At 73.1% G+C, this 25,081-nt stretch carries 18 protein-coding genes; 11 read left to right on the top strand and 7 right to left on the bottom strand.

Annotation, left to right across the window (positions count from 1 at the left end; all coding sequences use genetic code 11):
• The first annotated feature begins 44 nt into the window (after positions 1-44).
• From AC07DA_RS30790 to rbsD, 5 genes are all read left to right on the top strand, one after another.
• Entirely contained in the window at positions 45-1,061 is a 1,017-nt protein-coding gene (locus AC07DA_RS30790; protein ID WP_479131521.1) for a LacI family DNA-binding transcriptional regulator, read from the top strand.
• On the top strand, positions 1,058-2,596 hold the full coding sequence (locus AC07DA_RS30785; protein ID WP_479131520.1) for a sugar ABC transporter ATP-binding protein: 1,539 nt from the start codon (positions 1,058-1,060) through the stop codon (positions 2,594-2,596). The genes AC07DA_RS30790 and AC07DA_RS30785 overlap by 4 nt, the downstream gene beginning before the upstream one ends.
• Positions 2,586-4,535 (top strand): ABC transporter permease/substrate-binding protein, encoded by a 1,950-nt coding sequence (locus tag AC07DA_RS30780; RefSeq protein WP_479131519.1) that lies wholly within the window; start codon positions 2,586-2,588, stop codon positions 4,533-4,535. The genes AC07DA_RS30785 and AC07DA_RS30780 overlap by 11 nt, the downstream gene beginning before the upstream one ends.
• Positions 4,536-4,608: 73 nt before the next feature.
• Positions 4,609-5,511 (top strand): ribokinase, encoded by a 903-nt coding sequence (locus AC07DA_RS30775; protein ID WP_479131518.1) that lies wholly within the window; start codon positions 4,609-4,611, stop codon positions 5,509-5,511.
• Positions 5,508-5,897 (top strand): D-ribose pyranase, encoded by a 390-nt coding sequence (gene rbsD / locus AC07DA_RS30770; RefSeq protein WP_479131517.1) that lies wholly within the window; start codon positions 5,508-5,510, stop codon positions 5,895-5,897. Before AC07DA_RS30775 ends, rbsD begins: the two co-directional genes overlap by 4 nt.
• Positions 5,898-7,374: 1,477 nt before the next feature.
• Here rbsD and AC07DA_RS30765 read toward each other — a convergent pair.
• Positions 7,375-8,178: a sugar phosphate isomerase/epimerase family protein gene (locus AC07DA_RS30765; RefSeq protein WP_479131516.1), complete on the bottom strand. Its 804-nt coding sequence runs from the start codon at positions 8,176-8,178 to the stop codon at positions 7,375-7,377.
• Positions 8,179-8,189: 11 nt separating this feature from the next.
• A complete protein-coding gene (locus AC07DA_RS30760; RefSeq protein WP_479131585.1) occupies positions 8,190-9,155 on the bottom strand; it encodes a bifunctional helix-turn-helix transcriptional regulator/GNAT family N-acetyltransferase in 966 nt (321 codons plus the stop codon).
• Positions 9,156-9,313: 158 nt separating this feature from the next.
• Here AC07DA_RS30760 and AC07DA_RS30755 point away from each other — a divergent pair, with 158 nt between their 5' ends.
• Positions 9,314-9,844 carry a DUF6584 family protein gene (locus tag AC07DA_RS30755; RefSeq protein ID WP_479131515.1) on the top strand — a complete coding sequence of 177 codons (531 nt, stop codon included), beginning with the start codon at positions 9,314-9,316 and terminating at the stop codon, positions 9,842-9,844.
• Positions 9,845-10,014: 170 nt separating this feature from the next.
• Here the strand turns inward: AC07DA_RS30755 and AC07DA_RS30750 are convergent, their stop codons facing one another.
• Entirely contained in the window at positions 10,015-10,977 is a 963-nt protein-coding gene (locus AC07DA_RS30750) for an amidohydrolase family protein (RefSeq protein ID WP_479131514.1), read from the bottom strand.
• A 146-nt stretch (positions 10,978-11,123) separates the two neighbouring features.
• On the bottom strand, positions 11,124-12,173 hold the full coding sequence (locus tag AC07DA_RS30745) for a LacI family DNA-binding transcriptional regulator (RefSeq protein ID WP_479131513.1): 1,050 nt from the start codon (positions 12,171-12,173) through the stop codon (positions 11,124-11,126).
• A 278-nt stretch (positions 12,174-12,451) separates the two neighbouring features.
• Between AC07DA_RS30745 and AC07DA_RS30740 the strand changes: the two genes are divergently transcribed.
• The 5 genes from AC07DA_RS30740 to AC07DA_RS30720 all read left to right on the top strand — a co-directional run bounded on the left by AC07DA_RS30740 (position 12,452) and on the right by AC07DA_RS30720 (position 19,173).
• Positions 12,452-13,603, top strand: a complete 1,152-nt coding sequence (locus AC07DA_RS30740; RefSeq protein WP_479131512.1) for a Gfo/Idh/MocA family protein — start codon at positions 12,452-12,454, stop codon at positions 13,601-13,603.
• A complete protein-coding gene (locus AC07DA_RS30735) occupies positions 13,600-14,769 on the top strand; it encodes a dihydrodipicolinate synthase family protein (protein WP_479131511.1) in 1,170 nt (389 codons plus the stop codon). The genes AC07DA_RS30740 and AC07DA_RS30735 overlap by 4 nt, the downstream gene beginning before the upstream one ends.
• A gap of 35 nt (positions 14,770-14,804) precedes the next feature.
• Positions 14,805-15,602 (top strand): sugar phosphate isomerase/epimerase family protein, encoded by a 798-nt coding sequence (locus tag AC07DA_RS30730; RefSeq protein ID WP_479131584.1) that lies wholly within the window; start codon positions 14,805-14,807, stop codon positions 15,600-15,602.
• A gap of 959 nt (positions 15,603-16,561) precedes the next feature.
• The gene (locus AC07DA_RS30725) at positions 16,562-18,397 is read left to right on the top strand and encodes a glycoside hydrolase family 3 protein (protein ID WP_479131510.1); all 1,836 of its coding nucleotides are present in this window, start codon (positions 16,562-16,564) and stop codon (positions 18,395-18,397) included.
• Between the two features lie 113 nt (positions 18,398-18,510).
• Positions 18,511-19,173: a hypothetical protein gene (locus AC07DA_RS30720; protein WP_479131509.1), complete on the top strand. Its 663-nt coding sequence runs from the start codon at positions 18,511-18,513 to the stop codon at positions 19,171-19,173.
• 55 nt (positions 19,174-19,228) lie between these two features.
• Here AC07DA_RS30720 and AC07DA_RS30715 read toward each other — a convergent pair whose 3' ends face one another.
• The 3 genes from AC07DA_RS30715 to AC07DA_RS30705 all read right to left on the bottom strand — a co-directional run bounded on the left by AC07DA_RS30715 (position 19,229) and on the right by AC07DA_RS30705 (position 24,974).
• Positions 19,229-20,659: a S28 family serine protease gene (locus tag AC07DA_RS30715; RefSeq protein ID WP_479131508.1), complete on the bottom strand. Its 1,431-nt coding sequence runs from the start codon at positions 20,657-20,659 to the stop codon at positions 19,229-19,231.
• Positions 20,660-20,744: 85 nt separating this feature from the next.
• Entirely contained in the window at positions 20,745-21,137 is a 393-nt protein-coding gene (locus AC07DA_RS30710) for a hypothetical protein (RefSeq protein WP_479131506.1), read from the bottom strand.
• 108 nt (positions 21,138-21,245) lie between these two features.
• Complete coding sequence (locus tag AC07DA_RS30705) at positions 21,246-24,974, bottom strand: ABC transporter ATP-binding protein (protein ID WP_479131505.1); 3,729 nt, start codon at positions 24,972-24,974, stop codon at positions 21,246-21,248.
• Positions 24,975-25,081 lie beyond the last annotated feature (107 nt).

The raw sequence follows: 25,081 nt of genomic DNA, 5'->3' as shown, positions 1-25,081 counted from the left end.
CGAACCCGTGTCGGGTTCCGTTTCCACAAGGAGGTGGAGCGGCGATGGCGAGCATCAAGGACGTAGCCGCCGAGGCGGGCGTCTCCGTCGCCACGGTCTCGCGCGTCCTGAACGACCACCCGTCGGTCAGCGCCGAGGCACGCACCCGCGTGCTGGCCGCCGTCGAGACCCTGGGCTACCGCCCGAACGCCGTCGCCCGCTCCCTGCGCACCGACCAGACCCACACCCTCGGCCTGGTCATCAGCGACGTCCTCAACCCGTACTTCACCGAACTGGCCCGCTCCGTCGAGGAGGAGGCCCGCGCCCTCGGCTACAGCGTGATCATCGGCAACGCCGACGAGCGGCCCGACCTCCAGGACCACCACGTGCGCAACCTGCTGGACCGCCGGATCGACGGTCTGCTGGTCTCCCCCACCGACGGTGGCTCGCCGCTGATGCTGGACGCCGCCCGGGCCGGGACGCCCATGGTCTTCGTCGACCGGTGGATCCCGGGCGTGGACGTGCCGGTCGTCCGGTCGGACGGGCGGGCGGCGGTGCGCGACCTCGTGGCGCACCTGTACCGGCTCGGGCACCGGCGGCTCGCGATCATCGCGGGCCCGGCGGCGACCACGACCGGCCGGGAGCGCGTGGAGGCCTTCCGGGAGGCGCTCGGCGCGTACGGGCTCCCCCTGCCCGACGCCTACACAGGGCAGGGCGACTTCCAGGCGGAGAGCGGGCGCCGGGTCACCGAGGGCTTCCTCGACCTGGCCGAGCCGCCCGAGGTGGTGTTCGCGGCCGACAACCTGATGGCGCTCGGCGCGCTGGACGCCGTGCGGGCGCGTGGCCTGCGCGTGCCGGACGACCTCGCGCTGGCCGCGTTCGACGACATCCGGTGGTTCGTGCACACCGATCCACCGGTCACCGCGATCGCCCAGCCCACGGGCGAGCTGGGCCGGGCCGCCGTACGGGCCCTGGTCGACCGCATCGAGGGACGGCCCGGCCAGTCCGTGACCCTCCCCGCCCGCCTCGTCGTACGCCGCTCCTGCGGCGAGAACCCCGTAACGAACAGGAGCCAGTCGTGAGCAACGCGGACGAGTTGCTGCGCATCGAGGGCCTGCGGAAGTCCTTCCCGGGCGTGGTCGCGCTGGACGGCGTCGACTTCGACCTGCGCCGGGGCGAGGTGCACGTGCTGCTCGGTGAGAACGGCGCGGGCAAGAGCACCCTCATCAAGATGCTCTCCGGCGCCTACACACCCGACGCCGGCCGGATCCTGGTCGGCGGTGAGGAGACCCGCATCCAGAGCGCGCAGGACTCCGAGCGGCTCGGGATCGCCACCATCTACCAGGAGTTCAACCTGGTACCCGATCTCACGGTCGCCGAGAACATCTTCCTCGGGCGGCAGCCCCGCCGCTTCGGCATGATCGACCGCAAGCGGATGGAGGCCGACGCCGAGGCTCTGCTCAAGCGGGTCGGCGTGAGCGTGTCACCGCGGGCGCGGGTGCGCGAACTCGGCATCGCGCGGCTGCAGATGGTCGAGATCGCCAAGGCGCTGAGCCTGGACGCCCGGGTGCTGATCATGGACGAGCCGACGGCCGTGCTCACCTCGGAGGAGGTCGACAAGCTCTTCGCGATCGTGCGGGCGCTGCGCGAGGACGGCGTCGGGATCGTCTTCATCACCCACCACCTGGAGGAGATCGCCGCGCTCGGCGACCGGGTGACGGTGATCCGGGACGGGAAGAGCGTCGGGCAGGTGCCCGCCTCCACGCCCGAGGACGAGCTGGTCCGGCTCATGGTCGGGCGCTCGATCGAGCAGCAGTACCCGCGTCAACGGCCCGACCGCGGCACCCCGTTGCTCACCGTCGAGGGGCTCACCCGGGACGGCGTCTTCCACGACGTCGGCTTCGAGGTGCACGCCGGTGAGGTCGTCGGCATCGCGGGGCTGGTCGGGGCCGGGCGGACCGAGGTCGTCCGGGCGGTCTTCGGGGCCGACCCGTACGACGAGGGCAGCGTGAAGGTCGCCGGCAGCCCGGTCGCCAAGCACGACGTCAACGCGGCGATGACCGCGGGCATCGGGCTCGTCCCCGAGGACCGCAAGGGCCAGGGCCTGGTGCTGGACGCGTCGGTGGAGGAGAACCTCGGGCTGGTGACCCTGCGGTCGGCCACGCGCGCGGGGCTCGTCGACCTCAAGGGCCGGCGCGCGGCGGCCGCGCGGATCGCCGAGCAGCTGGGGGTGCGCATGGCGGGCCTCGGCCAGCACGTGCGGACCCTGTCCGGCGGCAACCAGCAGAAGGTCGTCATCGGCAAGTGGCTGCTCGCCGACACCAGGGTGCTGATCCTCGACGAGCCGACGCGCGGCATCGACGTCGGCGCCAAGGTCGAGATCTACCAGCTCGTCAACGAACTCACCGCCGCCGGCGTGGCCGTCCTGATGATCTCCAGCGACCTGCCCGAGGTGCTCGGCATGAGCGACCGGGTGCTGGTGATGGCCCAGGGGCGGATCGCCGGTGAACTCTCCGCCGACGAAGCGACCCAGGACGCCGTGATGGCACTCGCCGTCAGCACTCCCACCAGCACTCCCACCAGCACGACCGGAACGGAGGCCTCCCGTGGCCACTGACACGCTCAAGAGCACGACGGGCGCGCAGGGCGCCTCCGGGGGCCTGCGCCGCCTCCTGCTCGACAACGGCGCGCTCACCGCGCTCATCGTCCTCGTCGTCGCGATGTCGGCGCTGTCCGGCGACTTCCTGACGGCGGACAACCTGCTCAACGTCGGCGTGCAGGCGGCCGTGACCGCCATCCTCGCCTTCGGTGTGACGTTCGTGATCGTCTCGGCGGGCATCGACCTGTCGGTCGGCTCGGTCGCCGCGCTGTCGGCCACGGTGCTCGCCTGGAGCGCCACCTCGGCGGGCGTCCCGGTCTTCCTCGCCGTCCTCCTGGCCATAGCGACGGGCATCGTCTGCGGCCTGGTCAACGGCGTCCTGATCTCCTACGGCAAGCTGCCGCCGTTCATCGCCACGCTCGCCATGCTGTCGGTGGCCCGCGGCCTGTCCCTGGTCATCTCCGAGGGCTCCCCGATCGCCTTCCCCGACTCCGTCTCCCACCTCGGCGACACCCTCGGCGGCTGGCTGCCGGTGCCGGTGCTGGTCATGGTCGTGATGGGCCTGATCGCCGCGTTCGTGCTCGGCCGGACGTACATCGGCCGCTCCATGTACGCGATCGGCGGCAACGAGGAGGCCGCGCGCCTGTCCGGGCTGCGCGTGAAGAAGCAGAAGCTCGCCATCTACGCCTTCTCCGGTGTGTTCGCCGCCGTGGCGGGTGTCGTGCTGGCCGCCCGGCTCTCCTCGGCGCAGCCGCAGGCCGCCGACGGGTACGAGCTGGACGCGATCGCCGCGGTCGTCATCGGCGGCGCCTCCCTCGCGGGCGGCACCGGCAAGGCGTCCGGCACGCTGATCGGCGCGCTCATCCTGGCGGTGCTGCGCAACGGGCTGAACCTGCTGAACGTCTCCGCGTTCTGGCAGCAGGTCGTCATCGGTGTCGTCATCGCGCTGGCGGTGCTGCTCGACACGGCCCGCCGCAAGGCCGGGGTCACCCCGGTCGCCGGCGGCGCGGGCGGCGGCAAGGGCAAGCAGGCGACGACGTACGCGCTCGCGGCCGTGGTCACCGTCGCGATCGTCGGCGCCACGTCCTTCCTGCACAACGGCTCGTCCTCCACGGCCGCCCCGAAGATGGGCCTGTCGCTGTCCACCCTCAACAACCCCTTCTTCGTGCAGATCCGGGCGGGCGCCGAGGCCGAGGCGAAGAAGCTGGGCGTCGACCTGACCGTCACGGACGCCCAGAACGACGCCTCCCAGCAGGCCAACCAGCTGCAGAACTTCACCAGTTCGAATCTGGGCGCGATCATCGTCAACCCGGTGGACTCGGACGCGGCGAGCAACTCCGTGAAGGCCGCCGACAAGGCGGACATCCCGGTCATCGCCGTGGACCGCACGGTGAACAACGCCAGGACCGACACCCTCGTCGCCTCCGACAACGTCGCCGGCGGTGAACTCGCCGCGAAGACCATCGCCGACAGGCTGGGCGGCAAGGGCAAGATCGTGATCCTCCAGGGCCAGGCGGGCACGTCCGCGGCCCGGGAGCGCGCCGCGGGTTTCGCCCAGGGCCTGAAGGCCTACCCGGGCATCCAGGTCGTCGCCCAGCAGCCCGCCGACTTCGACCGCACCAAGGGCCTCGACGTGATGTCGAACCTGCTCCAGGCCCACCCGGACGTCCAGGGCGTCATCGCCGCGAACGACGAGATGGCCCTCGGCGCGATCAAGGCGCTGGGTTCCAAGGCCGGCACGTCGGTCTCGGTCGTGGGATTCGACGGCACGCCTGACGGACTGAAGGCGGTCGAGGGCGGCACGCTGTACGCCTCGGTGGCGCAGCAGCCGTCCCAGCTCGGGCGGATCGCCGTGGACAACGCCCTCAAGGCGCTGAGGGGCGAGAAGGTCGAGCAGACGGTGAAGGTGCCGGTGAAGGTGGTCACCAAGGAGAACGTGGCCGGCTTCAGCGGCTGACATCGGGGAACGGCGGGCGGTCGCACGGCTGGTGGGACCGCCCGCCCATGTCACTCACGTGGGGAGACGACTCATGTACGACTACGACCTCCTGGTCGTGGGGTCGGCCAACGCCGACCTGGTGATCGGAGTGGAGCGCCGGCCCGGTGCCGGCGAGACCGTGCTCGGCTCCGACCTGGCCGTCCACCCGGGCGGCAAGGGCGCGAACCAGGCGGTCGCCGCCGCCCGGCTCGGCGCCCGTACGGCCCTGCTGGCCCGGGTGGGCGACGACGACCACGGCCGGCTGCTGCTGGACTCGCAGCGGGCGGCCGGTGTCGACACGGTGGGCGTCCTGGTGGGCGGCGCCCCGACCGGCGTCGCGCTCATCACGGTCGATCCGTCCGGGGACAACAGCATCGTGGTCTCGCCGGGCGCCAACGGCCGGCTGACCCCACAGGACGTGAGCGCCGCCGGGTGCCTGTTCCAGGGGTCGAAGGTGGTGTCGGCGCAACTGGAGATCCCGCTGGAGACGGTGGTCGAGGTCGTACGGAACCTGGCGCCGGACAGCCGTTTCGTGCTGAACCCGTCCCCGCCGCGGCCACTGCCGTCGGAGGTGCTCGCGGCCTGCGACCCGCTGATCGTCAACGAGCACGAGGCGAAGGTGATCCTGGGCGGTTCGGCGGTCGGGGACGCCCCTGAGGACTGGGCGCGGATCCTGCTCGCGAAGGGCCCGCGGTCGGTGGTGGTGACGCTGGGCGGCCAGGGCGCGCTGGTGGCGTCGGCGCGGGGGGTCGAGCGAGTTCCGTCGGTGGCGGTGGAGGCCGTGGACACGACCGGCGCCGGAGACGCCTTCACGGCGGCGCTGGCCTGGCGGCTCGGGGCGGGCGAGTCCCTGGCCGAGGCGGCGGCGTACGCGGCGCGGGTGGGGGCGGTGACGGTCACCCGAGAAGGTGCGCAGGCGTCCTTCCCGACGGCCGCGGAGGTCGCCGCGCTGTGAAGAGGGCCGGAATACTCAACCGCCACCTCGCCGGCGCGCTGGCCGGGCTCGGGCACGGCGACGGGGTGCTGGTGTGCGACGCGGGCATGCCGATCCCCGACGGGCCGCGGGTGGTCGACCTGGCGTTCCGTGCCGGGGTGCCGGCGTTCGCGGAGGTGCTGGACGGGCTGCTGGCCGAGCTGGTCGTCGAGGGCGCGACGGCGGCCGAGGAGGTGCGGCGGGCCAACCCCGAGGCGGCGCGGCTGCTGGACGGGCACTTCCCCGGGCTGGAACTCGTGCCGCACGAGCGGCTCAAGGAGCTGTCGGCGGGGGCCCGGCTGGTCGTCCGCACGGGCGAGGCCCGGCCCTACGCGAACGTGCTGCTGCGCTGCGGCGTCTTCTTCTGACACCCGGCTCCGGTTCTTCCGGCGCCCGGCTCGGGGCCCGGGGTGCCCCGGAACGGTTTCGAGGGGCCCGATCCGTCGATCGGGCCCCTCGGCCTTTCCCCCCGTCAGGTCCCCCGCGATCCCCCCGGATCCCCCTCCAGAAGTCCTGACACCGAGTACGACCCGCGATGGGCGGGAAGGGTTGCACGGCGCGGTGAGATTTTCTCGCCGGATTTCCCGCGGCGGCGCCGCGGGTGGGGAACGTCCGGCTCGGACTCCTCCGGACCGTTGTGTGAACGGAGTTGGGCATCAGGTGTGCCGTCGCGGCCGGTTGAGCGACCGGAGCCGCGTGAACGGAGGCGATCCGTGACACCGGCTACGGATTTCGTCGCACCCTCCATCACCCCGGCGAGTGTGATTTGCGCGACGCCGGGACCGGGAACTGACACCCCGTTCCCTCTTCGACTCGGCCGAAGCCGCTGGCTGTTGCACTGATCGCCACAAGTGTGGCAAGACGAGCCCGGGAGCGCGTCACACCGTGCCAACACCGCCGGGCCTCGGCAGCCCGCACGGGTGACTTGCGTGGACCGTGGTTGCCTGTGGTGCCCGGTACTGTGTGGGGCTACCACCGCTCCCCGGAGGGTCCTCGACACGTCGTGGGCGTCCCCGCGGGGTTCACGAACGTGGACCGGAAAGGGGGCGGCCCGATGGCGCCACAGCCGGAGGGGCACCAGAACACCAAGGCGGACCGTGTCTACAACAAGGTCCGCTGGCTGGGTCCGATCTACACGATCTACAAGATCGTGAGGGAGGCCCTGGGCCATTAGAGCAAGAACCCCGGCCTCGCGGCCGGGGTCCTGCCCGTTCTGGTGATGCCGGAGGGCCTCATCTCTGCAGCTTGCCAGCGACCGGAGATGGGGCTCTCTTCGGTTGTCCGCGCGCCGAGCGCGCGTTCACCAAGATCCGCCCCGTGTTGAGAGTTGTTGACACGGCGCTGCGCCCATCTTGCCCTGAGCAACAGGCGGATGCGAGACCCGACGGCATGTTGAGACGGAAGCGGCCTTTCGCATGGCGGCGCGGAATCGGGCGTTCGGCCAGCTCAGAAAGTCGTGCACATGTGAAAGTGGCGCACATCACACACCGGACGGTGACGCGGCGCACACCGGTTCCCGCGCGTAGATGCCCTGATCGTCCCGGTCTACCGGCGCGTAACCGGTAGGTCCCATACGCGGCGGGGATCGTACAGGACGGCACTGACGAATGAGCTCGACTGCGGACAGCCCGCGTGCACCGTGCAGATGCACGGTGCAGCGAGGACGCACGCCGTGCCGCGCTCCGCGACCGTGCCGCGCCGGCGGCCCCGGCCGGTCGTCGGGACCGCCGGGGCGGCGGTCCTGCTCGGGGGCGGACAGGCGGACACGGAAGCGCACGCGTTCGCACTCGGCCGGCGCCCGCGCCCGGCGCCTCTGCGTGCCCGGGCGCTTCGGCACCGCCGGTTCTACGCGGACTCGTTCAGCAGCCTGCTCAGGTGCTCGCGGCCGGGTCCGAGGAGGTCCGGCAGCGGGGCCGCCCGCTCGTACCAGCGCTTCTCGTACTCCCAGCACAGCCAGCCGTCCCAGCCGTGACGGGAGAGGATCTCGACGCACTCGGCCAGGGGGAGGACGCCCTCGCCGAGGGGCAGGGGGGCGGTGTCGTCCGGTGAGGCGATGTCCTTGACCTGGACGTAGCCGAGGTGCGGGGAGAGGGCCGCGTAGGACTCTGAGGGCTGCTCGCCGCCGAGCCAGGTGTGCATGACGTCCCAGAGCGCGCCGACCTGGCGGTGGCCGACCAGACCCAGCACGCGCATGGCGTCCGCCGCCGTGCGGTGGGAGTCGTGGGTCTCCAGGAGGATGCGCACCCCGAGGTCGTTGGCGTACTCGGCGGCCGTGCCCAGGCGGCGGGCGGCCGTCGCGTCGGCCTCCTCGGGGGTCTGGGTGCCGGGATCGCCGCCGGGGAAGACGCGGACGTACGGGGCGCCGAGGTCGCGGGCCAGGTCGAGGAGGGCGCGGATCTCGGCCAGGACGGGCTCGTCGTCGCCCGGTGCGGCGACCCGCGCGTAGCCCGCGAGGCCGAGGAGTTCTACGCCGGAGCCCTTGAACTCGGCCGCCACCTCGGCCCGCCGGGCCGCGTCGAGGCCGGGGTGGACCGGTTCCTCGGGGTGGGTGCGCAGCTCGACACCGTGGTAGCCGTGGGTGGTCGCGAGTCGCAGGACGTCGGGCAGGGGCAGGCCGGGGACACCGAGGGTGGAGAACGCCAGCTTCATGTGGACGGACCCTACCCGGCACCCCCGCCGGTGATTCCCCTCCGCCCCCCGGGTGTTGCGTGAAGATCCAGCCGCCAGTCCTGGCCGGTCAGGTCCTGCCCGAAGGAGCGGTGCGGCTTCTCCGCGACCAGGACGAAGCCGTGGCGCCGGTAGATGCGGCGGGCCGCGCCGAGCACGTCGTTGGTCCACAGCACCACCTCGCGGTAGCCGGCCTCGCGGGCGAAGCCGACGACGGCGCCCACGAGGCGGTCGCCGATGCCCAGGCCCCGCGCGTCCGGCTCGACGAGCAGCAGGCGCAGGCGGGCCGCGCCGGGCGCGTCGTCCCGGACGCACATCACGCAGCCGACCGGCCGGCCGTCCAGCTCGGCGATCCAGGTCCGCTCCCGGCGCGGGTCGTGGTCCTCGGCCTGGTCGGCGACGATCCGGGCGACCAGGGCCTCGTAGTCGGCGTTCCAGCCGTACTCGGCGGCGTACAGCGCGGCGTTGCGCTGCACGATCCAGCCGAGGTCACCGGGGGCGGGCTCGCGCAGGACGACGTCCTCGGGGCGCGGGGGCGTGTCGTCGCCGAGGATCCGGCGCACGGTCCGCATGGCCTCGGCGAGCCGTGGCCGGTCCTCCGCCCGCACGGTGTCCAGCAGCGCCCCGACCGTTTCCCGGGCCCGCTCGTCGAGCAGCGCGGCGGCCTCCCGGCCGCGGGCGGTGAGCGTGACGCTGCGGCGGCGCGGGTCCGTGTCGGACGGGCCGCGCTCGACCAGTCCGTCCTCCTCGAACCGGTTCAGGATGCGGGTCAGGTAGCCCGCGTCCAGGTGCAGCCGGGTCCGCAGGTCGGCGGTGTCCGTGCGGGGCGCGCGGGCGAGTTCGTAGAGCACGCGGGACTCGGTGAGCGTGTAGGGGGCGTAGAGGTGGCGGCCGTAGTCGAGCGCGCCGATGACGTTCGTGTAGAAGCGGTTGAAGGAGCGGACGTCCTGGACGGTCATGGCCACGGCCCTCGATCTTTGACTCAGTCAGAGAATCGGATGGGACGAGCCTAGGCCGCGCGGTACGCCCGGGCCAGCCCTCGAGGCGGGCACGGGACCGCGCCGTCCGCCCCGGAACGCAGGTGACGGCGATCGGTGCGCTATCCGATCATGGGTCCATGCCCGTGAGAGAGACACTCGCCAAGGTCGACGCGGACCTGGCCGCCGGCCGGATCCCCATGGCGCGCCAGCGCCTGCGCGGCCTCGTCTCGTCCTTCCCGCAGGACCTGGCGCTGCGTCGGCGCCTGGCCGAGGTGTACCGGCTCTACGGCGACGCGGCCGAGGCAGGGCGCTGGACGTATCTCGAAGAGGACCGCGACGCTGACGAGACGGCCGCCTTCGAGGCACGGTACGCCGCGCCCGGGTGGCGGATGAAGGCCCTCGCCTGGCGCGGCCCCGAGGCGATGGCCGGCACCGCGTTCGCCCAGAGGCAACTGGCCGCCGTGCGCGCCGCCTGCGCCGAGGAAGTGGGGCACGCCGTCGACTGGGACGACCCCGCTTCCTATGAGGAGAGCCTGGAGAAGGACCGTGAGGAGGCACCGCCCGAGCCGTGGACCGTCGGCAGTGTGCTGGCGGGCGCCGGTTGCCTGATCGCCGCCCTCGCGTTCGTGGCGATCTGGGTGAACGGCCTCGTCGCCCTCTTCGACTGAGGGGCGTCCCGCGGGGTGCCGTACCGGCCCGGTGGCCGCGGTGCCCCATCGCGAAGCTGCCGCGGCTGCGTCCGTCCCTCGTGCCGCCGTCGTCGGTGACGAGGGGCGCGTGCGGCGCATCCGGCGTCCCAGGCAGCGCCGGCCCGCCGCACGTGGATCGGGGGTGCGGATCAGTGGGGTGAGTCGTCTCCTCCCCGCACATCGGCCAGGCCGAACAGGTCCGCCGCGTTGTCGTGGCACACCGCCCGCAGCCACTCCTCGCCCAGGCCCAGCCGTTCCAGGGCGTGGAGCTGGTGCAGGTAGGGATAGGGGATGTTGGGGAAGTCGGAGCCGAACAGGATGCGGTCGCCGAGGGCGGCGAAGCGGGGCAGGGCCCGGCGCGGGTACGGCATGAACGCCTCGGTGAAGTCGGTGAACGCCATGGTGGTGTCCAGCCGGACCTGGTCGTACCGCTCGGCGAGGCCGAGGAACTCCTCGTACTCGGGCATGCCCATGTGCGCGACGACCAGCCGGAGCCGGGGGTGCCGCGCCAGCACCCGGGCGACGGGCCCGGGGCCGGTGTGCCTGCCGGGGGCGGGCCCGGAGCCGCAGTGGATCACCACCGGGACGCCGGCCTCGGCCAGCACGCCCCAGGCCGGCCGGAGCAGGTCGTCGGCCGGGTCGTAGTCCCCGACCTGCACGTGCGCCTTGAACACCCGCGCGCCCGCTTCGACGGCCTCGCGCACGTACGTCCCGACGCCCGGCTCGGGGAAGAGGGTGGCGGTGTGCAGGCAGTCGGGGGTGCGGCGGGCGAAGCCGGCCGCCCAGCCGTTCAGCCACGCCGCCATGCCGGGTTTGTGCGGGTAGAGCATCGAGGTGAAGGCCCGGACACCGAACTCCCGCAGCAGGGCCGCCCGTTCCGACTCGGTCTCGCGGTACGTGATCGGCCACTCCAGTCCGCCGATCAGCGGGCCGTTGGCGTCGAAGTAGTCCCAGACCTTGCGCAGCACCCGCTCGGGCATGAAGTGCGTGTGCACGTCGACGAGCCCGGGGATCCCGAGCCGCTCCCAGAAGCGGCGGATGCCCGCGGCTTCCGCGGGGCCGCCGGTATCCGAACGGCGTCCGTCCTGCCCGCCGTCCCCTGTCCCGGCCATGTCGTATCCCCTCCGACCCGTTCCCCGCGGACACCGACGCCGACGCCGATGCCGACACCGACGTCCATGCCTACCCGGCCAACCGCGCACACCCCGCCCCGGCACGGGCAGGGCGGCCACGCCCGGCCCTCACAGGCCGCGGCACCTCACGAAGCCCGCGGCACCCCGGAGGACCCGCGCACCATCAACTCCCCGCGCACCGAGGCGATCCCCCCGGGCGGCGCCTCCTCGCGCCCCATCGCGATCCGCCCGGCCCGGGCCCCGGCCTCCGCCAGCGGCAGTCGCACCGTGGTCAGCGAGGGCACCGCGTCGATGCTGAACGGCAGGTCGTCGAAGCCCGCCACCGACACGTCCTCCGGGATCCGCAGCCCGGAGTCCCGCAGGGCCGCGCACGCGCCGAGCGCGACCGAGTCGTTCGCCGCGACCACCGCCGTCAGCGACGGGTCGCGGCGCAGCAGTTCCAGGGTCGCCTCGTAGCCGGAGCGGCGGTCGTAGCGGCCGTGGACCGTCCAGCGGGGGTCCTCCTCGATGCCGTGCGCGGCCAGTGCGGCCCGGTGGCCCTCCAGCCGGTGCCGGGTGGTGGTCCGCTCCTCCGGGCCCGCGATGTACCCGAGCCGCCGGTGGCCGAGCCCGATCAGGTGCTCGGTGAGTTCCTGCCCGCCCCCGCGGTTGTCGAAGGTCAGCGCGATCGCCCCGGTGTCCGGCGCCGGCGGGCGCCCGCACAGCACGACCCGCGTCCCGGCGTCCGTCAGCTTGCGCACCTTCGCGTCCATGGCCGCCTGGTGCGCCGCGTCCTCGATGGCCCCGCCGGTCAGCACCACGGCCGCGGCCCGCTGCCGCTGCAGCAGCGTGAGGTAGGTCAGCTCCCGCTCCGGGGAGCCGCCCGTGTTGCAGACCACCGCGAGCCGTTCCCCGCCCGCGCGCCCGCCCGGCCCGCCGATCTCGGCCTGGATCGCGCTGGCCATGATCCCGAAGAAGGGGTCGGCGATGTCGTTCACCAGGATCCCGACCAGGTCGGAGGTGGCGGCGGCCAGGGCGCTCGCGGGCCCGTTGAGCACGTAGTCCAGCTCGTCGACGGCCTTCAGCACCCGCTCGCGGGTGGAGGCCGCCACGGGGTAGTTCCCGTTCAGCACGCGCGACACCGTCGCGGGCGAGACCTGCGCGCGGGCCGCCACGTCCGCCAGGGTCACCGTCATCTCGTCGTCCTCCGGTCGCGCATCTCGTCGTCCGCCCTCGTACACATCCGGACCTGTGGCCATGGTTCCGACCAGACCTTAAGCCCCCGGCCCCCGGGTGTTCGCCCCCTCGAACAACTCGTCCTGGTCACGGTCTTGTCCGGACCGCCGTCAGAGGCTAGCTTCTTCCTGTATAGAAAGCGCTTGCTGTCACGTTCACCAGTCCACGGACGGTTCACCGGCTCCCCGGTGACGGGTGGGGCGTACGCGGCGCGACGACCGCGTACGAAGGGAACGACGTGACACGCAAGACGGTGCGTATCGCCATGAACGGCGTGACCGGGCGCATGGGCTACCGCCAGCACCTGGTCCGCTCCATCCTCGCCCTCCGTGAGCAGGGCGGACTCGACCTCGGCGACGGCACCGTGCTGTGGCCCGAGCCGGTCCTGGTCGGCCGCCGCGAGCACGCGCTGCGGGCCCTGGCCGAGCGGCACGGTCTTGAGCACGTCTCGACCGACCTGGACGCGGTCCTCGCCGACGGGACGGTGGACATCTACTTCGACGCCCAGGTCACCTCGGCCCGCGAGGAGGCCATCAAGAAGGCCGTGGCGGCCGGCAAGCACATCTACACCGAGAAGCCCACGGCCACCGGCCTGGAGGGCGCCCTCGAACTCGCCCGGCTGGCGAACGCGGCCGGCGTCAAGCACGGCGTCGTCCAGGACAAGCTGTTCCTGCCGGGCCTGCTGAAGCTGAAGCGCCTGATCGACGGCGGCTTCTTCGGCCGGATCCTGTCCGTGCGCGGCGAGTTCGGCTACTGGGTCTTCGAGGGCGACTGGCAGGCCGCCCAGCGCCCGTCCTGGAACTACCGGGCGGAAGACGGCGGCGGCATCGTCGTCGACATGTTCCCGCACTGGGAGTACGTGCTGCACGAGCTGTTCGGCCGGGTGAGGTCGGTCCAGGCGATCGCCACCACGCACATCCCGCAGCGCTGGGACGAGGACGGCAAGCCGTACGACGCCACCGCCGACGACGCCGCCTACGGCATCTTCGAGCTGGAGGGCGGCGCCATCGCCCAGATCAACTCCTCCTGGGCCGTGCGCGTCAACCGCGACGAGCTGGTGGAGTTCCAGGTGGACGGCACCGAGGGCTCCGCGGTCGCCGGACTGCGCAACTGCCGTGTCCAGCACCGCTCGGCCACGCCCAAGCCGGTGTGGAACCCGGACATCCCCGCCACGGAGGTCTTCCGCGACCAGTGGCAGGAGGTGCCGGACAACGCCGAGTTCGACAACGGCTTCAAGGCCCAGTGGGAGCTGTTCCTCAAGCACGTCTACGCCGACGCGCCCTACCACTGGGACCTGCTGGCCGGCGCCCGCGGTGTCCAGCTGGCCGAGCTGGGCCTGAAGTCCTCGGCCGAGGGCCGCCGTCTCGACGTCCCGGAGATCTCGCTGTGACCATCCGACTCCCGGGCCCGGGCGGGGCGCTGCGCACGTACGAGCCGCGCACCGAGCCCCTCGCCGTCACCCCCGGCACCCCCTTCACCTCCCGCACGGTCTTCTCGGCGGCGCACGTCGTGGCCGACCCGTACGCGGACGTCACGCCCGACTCGCCCGCCGCCGTCGACTGGGACGCCACCCTCGCCTTCCGCCGCCACCTGTGGTCGCACGGGCTGGGCGTCGCCGAGGCCATGGACACCGCCCAGCGCGGCATGGGCCTGGACTGGGCGGGAGCGGCGGAGCTGATCCGCCGCTCGGCGGCCGAGGCGAGGTCGGTCGGCGGCCTGATCGCCTGCGGCGTCGGCACCGACCAGCTGCCGGTCACCGAGTTCGGCCACCCCTACGGCCTGGCGGAGATCCGGGCCGCCTACGAGGAACAGCTCGCGCTGGTGGAGGAGTCGGGCGCGCAGGCGATCCTGATGGCCTCGCGGGCGCTGGCCGCGGTCGCCAAGGGCCCGGAGGACTACCTGGAGGTCTACGGGCACCTGCTCCGGCAGGCGTCCGAGCCGGTGATCCTGCACTGGCTGGGCCCGATGTTCGACCCGGCGCTGGAGGGCTACTGGGGCGCCACGGACCTGGACGCCGCCACCCGCACCTTCCTGGACGTCATCGCCGCGCACCCGGACAAGGTCGACGGCATCAAGGTCTCCCTGCTGGACGCGCAGCGGGAGATCGACATCCGCCGCCGTCTCCCGAAGGGCGTGCGCTGCTACACCGGCGACGACTTCAACTACCCGGAGCTGATCGCGGGCGACGACCAGGGCTACAGCCACGCCCTGCTGGGCGTCTTCGACCCGCTCGGCCCGCTCGCCGCCGAGGCGGTCCGGGTCCTGGACACCGGGGACGTGCGGGGATTCCGGGCCCTGCTCGACCCCACGGTCGGCCTGTCCCGCCACCTCTTCCGGGCTCCGACCCGCTTCTACAAGACGGGTGTGGTGTTCCTGGCCTGGCTGGCCGGGCACCAGTCGCACTTCACGATGGTCGGCGGCCTGCAGTCGGCGCGGTCGCTGCCGCACTTCACCACGGCGTACGAACTGGCCGACGGTCTGGGGCTGTTCCCGGACCCGAAGCTGGCGGAGGAGCGGATGAAGACGCTGCTGGGCGTGTACGGGGTGGGACAGTGAGCACATCCGGGCTGGAGCGTTTCTCCATCAACCAGATGACGGTGAAGCAGCTGTCGCTGCCCGAACTGGTCGAGGTCTGCGGCGACTTGGGCGTGGGCAACGTCGGCCTGTGGCGCGAGCCGGTGCGGGCGCACGGTCTGGAGGCCACGGCGAAGCTGGTGCGGGACGCGGGCCTGACGGTGACGACGTTGTGCCGGGGCGGCTTCCTCACCGCGATCGACCCGGGGGAGCGGGCCGAGGCCCTGGCCGACAACCGTCGCGCGGTCGACGAGGCGGCGACGCTCGGCACGGACACCCTGGTCCTGGTCTCCGGCGGGCTCCCGGCGGGTTCGAAGGACCTGCGCGGGGCGCGTGAGCGCATCGCCGACGCCCTGGCGGAGCTGGGCCCGTACGCGGAGCGGCACGGCGTCCGCCTGGCGATCGAGCCGCTGCACCCGATGTTCGCCTCCGACCGCTGCGTGGTGTCGACGCTTTCCCAGGCCCTGGACCTGGCGGAGCGCTTCCCGGCGCACCAGGTGGGCGTCACGGTCGACACGTACCACATCTGGTGGGACGACACGGCCCCCGCGCAGATCGCCCGCGCGGGCCGGGGCGGCCGGATCCACACCTTCCAGCTCGCCGACTGGACGACACCCCTGCCGGAGGGCGTCCTCACCGGCCGGGGCCAGATCGGCGACGGCGTGATCGACATGCGCGTGTGGCAGGCGTACGTGGAGGACGCCGGTTACTCCGGTCCGATCGAGGTCGAGCTGTTCAACGACGGGCTGTGGGCGCGGGACGGGCGTGAGGTGCTGGCCGAGACGGCGGCGAGGTTCACCGAGCACACCCGCTGATCCGCCGCCTGACCCGGTGCCGTGCCGGGTCCGGCGGGCACGGCGGCCGGGGGTGGAGTGGCCCTCGGCCGGATGCCGGTGCGGCGGCTGTACGCACCGGGGCGGGCGGGGGTGGCCCGGCGGCCCGCCTTCGCCGGGAGCGGGCGGGTGGTCGGCGGGCAGTGGCCCAAGGCGTCGGCGCACTCGCCCCACTGACGGCCTCGCACCCCGCCGACGGGGCGTCCGAAGTGCCCCCACGCCGTCCGTCCGGCCCGCCCGCGGGCAGCCCGGCCCCTCGCGGCCGGGCTCCGCGTCGCCCCTCCCCCGGGGCGGGGACGCGGACCGCTGCCCCGGGCGCGGTCGCGGTCACCCTCGCTCCCATCCCGGCGCGGCGGCTGCCCGTACGGTGGCGAGGGAGCGGCCCGGCGGCCGTCGCGGCAGGGCACGGCCGCCCGGGGCCAGCCGGCCCCGGCCGTGGAGCAACGAGACGGGAGACGGACGGCGGGGCCGGGATCAGGGGCGGGGCGGGTCGGGGGGACGGCGGGTCGGGGCGCCGACGGGTGGGAGCCGCCCTGGTCTGCCGGCCGGTGGCGGGACTTCCCCCGGGGGCGCGTGAGCCGCCCGCGCGCGGTTCAGCCGCCCCGCCCACCCCTGCCTCCTCCCCCGCCCCGACTTGCGGGAATCGGGGCGGGATCGGGAACCCGGACCGGACCCGGGTCGTCCAACCCCAGGCCGCCGGAGAGTCACCACGGTGCGGTGTCGGCCCTCGCTGCTGGCTGCGATCGCTGACCACCCTCTCCGCCGTACCGCGGCCGGCGGCACCACCGCCATCGGCGCGCCCCCCTCCAACCGCGCCGGTGGCGGCCCCTCGCTGGTTACTGTGCTTTCCCTTGACCGGCAGAAACTTCCCGGTTATTGCTGATCTCCTGGAAGTTTCCTTCAGCGGATCCGCCAGCGGATCACCTCCGGAAGGAGCGCACGTGCACGACACCGGCACGGGAAGCACGGGAAACACCGCACAGCCCTCCAGACGCACCCTCCTGGCCGCCGGCGCCGGTGTCACCGCCGCCCTCGCGGCCGCCCCGCCCGCCTCCGCGGCACGCACCCCGGACGACAGCGGACTGCGCGCCCTCGTCTCCCGCATGACGCTGGAGGAGAAGGTCGGACAGCTCTTCGTGATGCGGGTCTACGGCCACTCCGCCACCGCCCCCGACCAGGCCGACGTCGACGCCAACCTCAAGGAGATCGGCGTGCGTACGGCCGCCGAGCTGGTCGAGAGGTACCGGGTCGGCGGCATCATCTACTTCGCCTGGGCGCACAACACCCGCGAGCCGCACCAGATCGCCGACCTGTCCGACGGCATCCAGAAGGCCTCCCTCGGCCTGCCGCGCGGTCTGCCCGTGCTCATCTCCACCGACCAGGAGCACGGCATCGTGGCCCGGGTGGGCAGGCCCGCCACCCTGTTCCCGGGCGCCATGGCCGTGGGAGCGGGCCGCTCGCGGCCGGACGCCCGGGCGCTCGGCCGGATCGCGGGCGCCGAACTGCGGGCGATGGGCATCCGGCAGAACTACTCCCCCGTCGCCGACGTCAACGTCAACCCGGCCAACCCGGTCATCGGCGTACGGTCCTTCGGCGCCGACCCGCGGGCCGTGTCCGCACTGGTGGCCGCCGAGGTCACCGGGTACCAGCGGTCGGGCGTCGCCGCCACCGCCAAGCACTTCCCCGGGCACGGGGACACCAACGTCGACAGCCACACCGGCTTCCCCACCATCACGCACAGCCGTGAACTGTGGGAGAGGCTGGACGCCCCGCCGTTCCGGGCCGCCATCGCCGCCGGCATCGACTCGATCATGACGGCGCACCTGATGGTCCCGGCCCTGGACCCCTCCGGCGACCCGGCCACCCTCTCCCGGCCGATCCTCACCGGCATCCTGCGCGAACGGCTCGGCTACGACGGCGTCGTGGTCACCGACTCCCTGGGCATGGAGGGCGTCCGCACCAAGTACGGCGACGACCGCGTGCCGGTGCTCGCGCTCCGGGCCGGCGTGGACCAGCTGCTCAACCCGCCCGACCTGGACCTCGCCTGGAACGCCGTACTGACCGCCGTACGGGAGGGCGAGCTCACGGAGGCGCGGCTCGACGCGTCGGTGCTGCGGATCCTGCGGCTGAAGGCGAAGCTGGGGCTGTTCCGCACGCCGTACGTCGGTCAGGCCGGTGTCGACCGGGCCGTCGGGACCCGGGCGCACCTGGCGGCGGCCGACCGGATCGCCGAGCGGACCACCACACTGCTCGTCAACGAGGGGCGGCTGCTGCCGCTGTCCCGGCGCCGGTACCCGAGGGTGCTGGTGGTGGGCGCGGACCCGGCCTCGCCGTCGGGCACCACCGGTCCGCCCACGGGTGTGCTCGCGGGCGCGCTGTCGGAACTGGGCTTCGCGGCCACCGCCCTGCCGACCGGCACCGCCCCCTCCGCGGCGACGATCGCGAAGGCGGTCGCGGCGGCGCGGGAGGCGGACGCGGTGGTGGCCGCCACCTACAACGTCACCGCCACCAGCGGCCAGCAGGCGCTGGTCGAGCATCTGGTGGCGACCGGCAGGCCGGTGGTGGCGGTGGCGGTGCGCAACCCCTACGACGTGGCCCGGCTGCCGTCCGTGCCGGCCGTCCTGGCCGCCTACTCCTGGACCGACGTCGAACTGCGGGCCGCCGCCCGGGTCATCGCGGGGCGGGTGAGGCCGCGCGGACGGCTGCCGGTCCCGGTGCAGCGGGCGGATGATCCGGAGCAGGTGCTGTACCCGATCGGTCACGGGCTGACGTACTAGACGTACGCCACGGAACGGGCGCACCACCCCCAAGGTGCGCAAACCGCCCCAGGTGCCTGGCGTGCGCCCGCCCGTGCGGGTCACGCTGGGCGGAGGTACTCGGGGGGTCGGCGATGCGTGTGAGAAGTGCGGCTGGGGCGGTGTGCGGGCTGCTGGTGCTGCTCGGGGCACTGCTGACCGGGTGCCAGCAGCCGTCGGGGGGCGTGGCGGAGGACGGCCGGCCGGGCGGGCCGGCCTCCGGGTCCGGCCGGACCTCCACGGTGTCGCCGGCGCCGACGCGGCCGTCCGGGTACGGGGCGGTGTTCCTCGCGGTCGGCGAGTGCAGCTCCTTCGGCACGACCAGCTTCTCCGAGGTGCCGTGCTCGGGGGAGAGGGCGGCGGCCCGGGTCGTGACACGGCACGACGGCACGGTCCGGGACGGACCGCGCTGCCCGGCGACCACCGACTTCGTGCTGCACATCAGCGAGCAGCGGCCCTCCTCCGACGAGGACGGCGACGGGGCGGTACCGCAGGGCTACGCCTGTATGCGCAACCTCCAGCCGCCGCACCCGGGCGACCCGGGCGGCGGGGGCGGGCCGCGCACCATCGTCGGCGACTGCGTCTACAGCGCCGGCGACGGGCAGGTCCGCGAGACGGCCTGCGACGGCGAGGGCGAGCGGGAACCGGAGTTCGAGGTGACGCGGGCCGTCACCGCGCGGGCCGGCTGCCCGGGCTCGACGGCCCTGTACGTCCGGCTCGGCGGGGACCGGCCCGTGGGGTGCGCCCGGCCGCTGTGAGCGGCGGCCGGGCGCGGGGATCGCGCGATCGGTCGGGATCACGGGATCCGCGGGATCACGGACGCAGCGTCATCTCCCGGCGCACGTCCCGCTTGTCGAGCTTGGCGTCGAACTTCGCCAGCGGCTTCGCCGCCCGCGGGTCGTCCCGCACCGCGCTCGGGGCGACACCGGCCCAGTCGAGGATGCGGGCGGTGGCGAGCGCCTTCTGCTCGGGCACCAGGCCCGCGACGTTGGCGCCGTGGTTCATGCCGGGGGCGGTCATGACGTAGGAGTCCTTCGCGCCCTTGCCGAGGCGGAACGGTTCCGCGCTCCAGGGGTCGTTCTGGCCGTTGACGAACAGCATCCGGCGGGCGTTGTGCCGCACCCAGGTGTCGACGTCGCGCATCGCGTGCGGCTGGAACCGCATCGGGATGTCGCGCGGGACGAAGTTGCGCGGCGGCTGGTAGCCGTAGCGGATGTACTGCTTCTCGATGTGCGGGAAGCGGATCGTCGGCGCGCCGAGCTGGGTGCCGGCCTGGTAGTAGTACGGCGTGTAGTTCGACAGGCCCTGGTCGGCGTAGGCGGAGAAGCCGGAGATGGTGTCGACGGAGGTCCAGATCTCGTCGTCGGTGGCGTTCTTCGCGTCGGCCGGGATCCGGTCGCAGTCGGACAGGCCGCTGTACTGCCAGAAGCCCCACACGTAGTCCAGGACGGTCGCCTCGTAGGCCTTGTCCAGGCTGCCGATGGTGGTGAAGGTGAGGCCGTTCTCCCCGGCGTAGGCGGCGTACTTCTTCTCCAGCGGCTCGCGGCGCACCAGCGCCTCGCGCTGCACGGCGTTCAGCCGGTCGCGGCACTCCTTGGTGCCGACGGTGGCGAAGAAGCGGTCGTAGGCCGAGTCCTCCTTGTTCACCACGTCGTTGGGGGCGACGTAGGCGACCACGCCGTCCATGTCGCGCGGGTAGAAGCGCTCGTAGTAGGTGGCGGTCATGCCGCCCTTCGAGCCGCCCGTGGAGAGCCACTTCTTGGTGTAGATGCCCTTCAGGGCCGTGAAGACGCGGTGCTGGTCGCTGGCGGCCTGCCAGATGTCCAGCTTCGACCAGTCGGCCGGCTGGGGCCGGGACGGGGTGAAGAAGCGGTACTCCAGGGAGACCTGGTTGCCGTCCACGATCTGCGTGGGCTCGCTGCGGCGGGGCGACGTGGAGACGTTGTAGCCGCTGGTGAAGAACACCGTCGGGCGCGCGACGTCCTTGTGCAGCACGGTGATGCGCTGCTGGAACGTGCCCTTGGACGGCTTGCGGTGGTCGATCGGCTGCGTGTAGTTCAGGACGAAGAAGCGGTAACCCGCGTACGGCTTCTCCTCGACCAGGCTCATGCCCGGTACGGAGAGCAGTCTCTCCTTGATGTCGGTGGTGCCGGCCTCCGGCGCGGCGGCGGTGGCCGCCCCGGCCGTGCTCAACGTGCCTATGAGCACCGTGAGCGCCAGCAGCCATCTGAGCGCCTTGCGCATGCGCACTCCCCTGTGAGACAGATGTGCGCCGGAAGCTAGCGGACCAACTCACCGGAGCACCAGGGGACATAGGGAAAACCCTGTATCAGCACAGGATCCAGCCGGAGCTGTAACGCCCGGCCCCGACCCGGCCCTTGAGCCAGACGCAGCGGCGTCCGGCGTGCACGGTCACCGGGCCCGCGTGGTGGGCGTACCTGCCCTCGTCGACGACCGGCCGGTTGCCGCGCGCCTGCACGCTCACCGACATCGTGCGCTTCGTGCCGGGCCGTTTGGCGAGGGTCACGGCGCAGACGTAGCCGCCGCGCTTGTAGACGAGCACGGTGCCGGTCGAGAAGGGCAGGGTGCGGACCTTGCGGCCGGGACAGTGGGCGGAGGCGGCGGCCTGCGCCTCGCCGGGGGCCGCGACCACGAACAGGCCGGAGGCGGTCAGCACGGCCAGGCCGAGCGCGAACCGCCGGCGTATCGCTCCACTGTCCACTGTCGTCCTCCCGTACCGCGTCGTCCGCGACCATCGGCGTACGGCAGTACGGACGCATGACGTATGCCGGATGGTTGCACGGGCGTTACGGAAACGCGGTCCGGGGCCTCAGCGGGACGCGCCGACCGGCTCCTCCGGCTCGGCGGCGCCGACGAACGTCCGCCACAGCTCGGCGTACCGGCCGCCGCGCGCGAGCAGTTCCTCGTGCGTGCCGTCCTCGGCGACCCGGCCGTGGTCCATGACGACGACCCGGTCGGCGCGGGCGGCGGTGGTGAGCCGGTGGGCGACGACCAGGGTGGTGCGGCGGCCCGCGAGCCGGTCGGTGGCCTGGTTGACCTGGGCCTCCGTGGCCAGGTCGAGGGCGGCCGTGGCCTCGTCGAGCAGCAGCACGTCCGGGTCGACCAGCTCGGCACGGGCCAGGGCGATCAGCTGGCGCTGCCCGGCGGAGAGGTTGCGGCCCCGCTCGGCGACCTCGTGCAGGTAGCCGCCCTCCAGGGTGGCGATCATGTCGTGCGCGCCGACCGCGCGGGCCGCCGCCTCCACCTCGGCGTCGGTGGCGTCGGGGCGGCCGTAGGCGATGGCGTCGCGGACGGTGCCCTGGAAGAGGTACGCCTCCTGCGGGACGACCCCCAGACGGTGCCGGTACGAGGTGAGGTCCAGGGTGCGCAGATCGGCGCCGTCGACGGTGACCCGGCCGCGGGTCGGGTCGTAGAAGCGGGCCACGAGCTTGACGAGGGTCGACTTGCCCGCGCCGGTCTCGCCGACGAACGCGACGGTCTGTCCGGCCGGGATGCGCAGGTCGACGCCGCTGAGGGCCGCGTCCTCCTCTTCGGCGGCGCCGTACGCGAAGTGCACGTCCTCGAAGGCGATCTCGCCGCGCAGGGAGAGGACCTCGCGCGGTTCGTCGGCGGACTTCGTCGACGTCGGCTCCCGCAGCAGTTCCTGGATGCGGCCCAGCGAGACGGACGCCTGCTGGTAGCCGTCGAAGACCTGGGAGAGCTGCTGCACGGGCGCGAAGAACAGGTCGATGTAGAGCAGGTAGGCCACCAGGGAGCCGATCGCCAGGGTGCCGTCCTCGACCCGGGCCCCGCCCACGATCAGCACGGCCGCGGCCGCCACCGACGACAGGAACTGCACGAACGGGAAGTACACCGAGATCAGCCACTGGCCCCGGATGCGCGCCCGGCGGTAGCTGTCGCTGTGCTCGGCGAACCGCCGCCCGCCGTCGCGCTCGCGCCGGAACGCCTGCACGATCCGCAGCCCGGACACCGACTCCTGCAGGTCGGCGTTGACCGCCGACACGCGCTCGCGGGCCAGTTCGTACGCCTTCACGCTCGCCCGGCGGAAGAAGTACGTGGCGATGATCAGCGGCGGCAGCGTCGCGAAGACGACCAGCGCCAGCTCCAGGTCGATCACCAGCAGGGCGCCCATGATGCCGAAGAAGGTGACGACCGAGACGAAGGCCGTGACCAGGCCCGTCTGCAGGAACGTCGACAGCGCGTCGACGTCGGTCGTCATCCGGGTCATGATCCGGCCGGTCAGCTCCCGCTCGTAGTAGTCGAGGCCGAGGCGCTGGAGCTGGGCGAAGATCTTCAGGCGGAGGGAGTACAGCACCCGCTCGCCGGTGCGTCCGGTCATCCGGGTCTCGCCGACCTGGGCCGCCCACTGCACGGCCACCGTCAGCAGCGCGAGCAGGGACGCCGCCCACACCGCTCCGAGCGAGGCCTGGGTGACGCCCGAGTCGATGCCGTGCCGGATCAGCACCGGCAGCAGCAGGCCCATGCCCGCGTCGGTGGCGACCAGGGCGAGGCTGACCAGCAGGGGCAGTCCGAAGCCGCGCAGCAGCCGACGCAGGCCGTAGGACTCCTCCGGCCGCACGGCCCGTGCCTCGTCGACGTCCGGCACGTCGGTGGCCGGGGGCAGCGCCTCGACCTGGGCGAGGAGCTCGGGGGTGGCGGGGCTCTCGGCGAGGGCGAGGTCCTTGCGCTCGCGGTCACCGCCCCACAGCCGCGGGGTGACGCCGCGCTCGGCGTCGAACTCGGCGTCCAGCTCCTCCCGGACGGAGGTGTCCTCCTCCGGGCAGGCGGGCGGGGTGTGGCCCGGGGAGAGGGCGCCCAGCTCGTCGGGGTCGGTGAGCAGGCGCCGGTAGAGCGCCGAGCGCTCCTGGAGCTCCTCGTGGGTGCCGATGTCGGCGAGCCGGCCGCCGTCCAGGACGGCGATCCGGTCGGCGAGGTTGAGGGTGGAGCGGCGGTGGGCGATCAGCAGGGTCGTCCGGCCGCGCATGACGCCCTTGAGCGCCTCGTGGATCTCGTGCTCGACCCGGGCGTCCACGGCGGAGGTGGCGTCGTCCAGGACCAGCAGGCGCGGGTCGCTGAGGATGGCGCGGGCCAGGGCGATGCGCTGGCGCTGGCCGCCGGAGAGGGTCAGGCCGTGCTCGCCGACGGTGGTGTCGTAGCCGTCGGGCAGCTCGGCGATGAACCGGTCGGCCTGGGCGGCGCGGGCGGCCTTCTCGATCTCCTCCTGGGTGGCGTCCGGGCGGCCGTAGGCGATGTTGTTGCGGACGGTGTCGGAGAAGAGGAAGGAGTCCTCCGGGACCAGTCCGATCGCGGCCCGCAGCGACTCCAGCGTCAGCTCGCGCACGTCGTGCCCGCCGACCAGGACGGCACCGCGGGTGACGTCGTAGAAGCGCGGCAGGAGCAGGGAGACGGTGGACTTGCCGGAGCCGGAGGAGCCGACGACGGCGAGGGTCTCGCCGGGGCGGATCTCGAAGGAGAGCCCGTCCAGGACCGGGCGGCCGTCCTCGTAGCCGAAGGAGACGTCGTCGAACTCGACGGTCGCGGGCGCGTCGTCGGGCAGCTCCTTGGTGCCGTCGGCCAGGGACGGCTCGGTGTCGATCAGCTCCAGGACGCGCTCGGTGCCGGCGCGGGCCTGCTGGCCGACGGTGAGCACCATGGCCAGCATGCGGACCGGGCCGACCAGCTGGGCGAGGTAGGTGGAGAAGGCGACGAACGTGCCGAGGGTGATGTGCCCGCGCACCGCCAGCCAGCCGCCCAGCGCCAGCATCGCGACCTGGCCGAGGGCGGGGACGGACTGCAGGGCCGGGGTGTAGACGGAGTTCAGGCGGATGGTGCGCAGCCGGCCCGCGAAGAGCCTGCGGCTGACGTCCCGGAGCTTGCCGGTCTCCTGCTCCTCCTGCCCGAAGCCCTTCACCACGCGCACGCCGCTGACGGCGCCGTCGACCACGCCCGCGACGGCGGCGGCCTGGGCCTGGGCGTACCAGGTGGAGGGGTGCAGCCGGGTGCGGCTGCGCTTGGCGATCCACCACAGGGCGGGGGCCACGGCCAGGGCGACCAGGGTGAGCGGCACCGACAGCCACGCCATGATCACCAGGGAGATCAGGAAGAGCATGAAGTTCCCGATGGTCATCGGGAGCATGAAGAGCAGGCCCTGGATCAGCTGGAGGTCGCTGGTGGCGCGGCCGACGACCTGGCCGGTGGACAGCTCGTCCTGGCGGCGGCCGTCGAGCCGGGTGATCGTGCCGAACATCTCCGTCCGCAGGTCGTGCTGGACGTCGAGGGCGAGGCGTCCGCCGTAGTAGCGGCGGACGTAGGTGAGGACGTAGACGGCCAGGGCGGCGACGACGAGGAGGCCGGCCCAGGTGGTCATGGACCTGGTGTGGTCGGTGATGACGTCGTCGATGATCACCTTGGTGATCAGCGGGACGAGGGCCATCAGGGCCATGCCCGCGAGGGAGGAGCCGAGGGCGAGGACGACGTCCTTCGGGTGACGCCACGCGTACGCCCACAGTCGTCGTGCCCATCCCCGTTTCGCTGTCACACCGGTGCCTTCCATCCGTCCTGATCTGCCGGAAGGCACCAACGCGCCGGGCAGCGGATTTCATCCCGCGCCGGCCCTTTCCCGACCTGCGACCGAGGAACACCCGT

The organism is Streptomyces sp. NPDC044921, assembly GCF_056432865.1.
Note: the sequence above shows the minus strand (reverse complement) of the source record. Positions and strands in the feature narration are given on the sequence as shown.